Below are 1,924 nucleotides of genomic sequence, written 5' to 3'. Positions count from 1 at the left end.
TAAATGAATATTCTTTTTAATAAGACCACCGATTCCGGTGGGTGTTGACCACCCAATCCGGAAAATGGAACCAACGGTTCCGGTGGTAGATCATTTACGCTTTTGAATTTTTTAACCCATATACTTCTCGCATAGATTGGTCAGCTTTACCATCCTTGCTTTGGATTTCAATTGTATATGAATCGTGAACGATTCTGTCTAAAATAGCATCAGCTAAAGCTGTTTCACCGATTTTTTTATGCCATCCAGCAGGAGAAAACTGTGAACAGAAGATTGTAGAGGTCCTTTTGTGACGTGCCTGAACTATTTCCAGAACATCACGAGCTTCATTTTCAGTCAAATTTACGAGCATCCATTCATCGATAACCAAAAGTTGAACCTTCTTGTATTGGCTGAAGATTTTCTTATAGTTGCCTTCACCTCTTGCAATAGCAAGATCAGTGACCAACTCTGGAAGCCTGATATATTTCACAGAATAAAACCTTTTACAAGCTTCCATGCCCAAGGCACAGGATAAATATGATTTACCTGCGCCTGTAGCGCCCATGATGATGACATTATGAGCTTCATGAATGTATTCACAGGTTGATAGCTTCTGAATTTGAGCTTTGTTGAGCATTCGACCTGATGAATAATTGATATCTGAAACAGATGCGTGTGGTTGATCAAATTTGGCCAACTTAATCAAACGATGAAATTTGTTGTTCTTTCTGCTAGTGTATTCTACGTCAACTAGAAGTCCAAGCCGTTCTTCAAACGACAAATGGTTTAAAGCATTATCACTGAGTTGGATACGAAAAGCATCTGCCATGGCTGTAAAACGCATCTCTATGAGTTTGTTCATTGTGGATTCGTTAGTCATTTTTCTTACCTCCATAATATTCTGCGCCTCGGGTGAACCCAAAAGCTTCAGTTTCATCAATATCGTGTTTTTTAGTTTCAATGGTCAGTTTGTCCTGTCCGGTCGTAAGAATTGATTTAACGCTCTTATAACTCGGATGGGGTGTATAATACAACACCCTTGCACAAGCTGCTTCAAGTCTGCTGAGTGAATATTTATCAGCTAACTTAAGTAGTCCCATGCAACTTTTATAACCCTGTTCCTCTACACGATAGGAGGCTAAAATAGATTTAATTGTTATCGTTGTGCTTGGGCCAACCTTTTCTGCCCAAGCAATAAAACGACTAGAATTCCACTTGAGATACTTTTGATGATCTTCAGGCATATGTTCTTCCATGGTGCTATATTGGCCGATATGACCATATAGTCTTGGGTGAGAACAAAGCCTGTGATTATTATAAAAAACTTCAATCACATTTTTCGTTATTCTGACATCCACTACATACTTGATATACTCATGGGGCACTGAATAGTGAATTTTCTCCACTTGTATGTGATAATTAAATTGAACGGTGGCTTGTTTCCAAGTCGCGAGTTCAAAGGGAGTGGCAGGTAACGGTAACAGCATGGATTTTTCTTCGCCAAGAAAGATGCTGAGTCTACTCCCTTCTTTCTTTTGAAATGGCTTGCTGTTAAAGTTAATGAGTTTTGATCTAATGGATTTGTTTAGTTCTGTCAATGTGAAGAATTTTTCGTTTCTAAGCGCAGCGATAATCCATGTAGAAATGTTGCCAACAGTACTTTCAACAGACGCTTTATCTTTAGGTTTACGAACGCGTGCTGGTATAATCGCGGTGTTATAATGCTCAGACATCTCTCGATAAACTTTGTTAATCTCTGGATTATGCCAATCTGTTTTTATGACACCAGTTTTGAGATTGTCAGGAACCAGAATTCTTGATACACCGCAAAAAAATTGAAACATATTGACGTGAGCAGCTATCCAACTCTCTTGTTTCATTGATGGAAACGCTTCGACATATGCATACTGACTAAATGGCAGCACTGCTACAAAAATGTATG

At 38.7% G+C, this 1,924-nt stretch carries 2 protein-coding genes; both read right to left on the bottom strand.

Annotated features, from left to right (window positions below; all coding sequences use genetic code 11):
- Positions 1-94 precede the first annotated feature (94 nt).
- Entirely contained in the window at positions 95-862 is a 768-nt protein-coding gene (gene istB, locus QE109_RS17485; RefSeq protein WP_281095838.1) for an IS21-like element helper ATPase IstB, read from the bottom strand.
- The coding region (locus tag QE109_RS17480; RefSeq protein WP_281095837.1) for a Mu transposase domain-containing protein at positions 855-1,924 on the bottom strand (1,070 nt) is incomplete at its 5' end. The genes QE109_RS17480 and istB, both read right to left, overlap by 8 nt.

Origin of the sequence: Fusibacter bizertensis (assembly GCF_029914245.1) — a bacterium.
In the GTDB taxonomy this organism is placed as follows: Bacteria; Bacillota; Clostridia; order Peptostreptococcales; family Acidaminobacteraceae; genus Fusibacter_C; species Fusibacter_C bizertensis.
The sequence above is the reverse complement of the archived record's forward strand: the minus strand, read 5'-3'. Positions and strand labels throughout refer to the sequence as shown.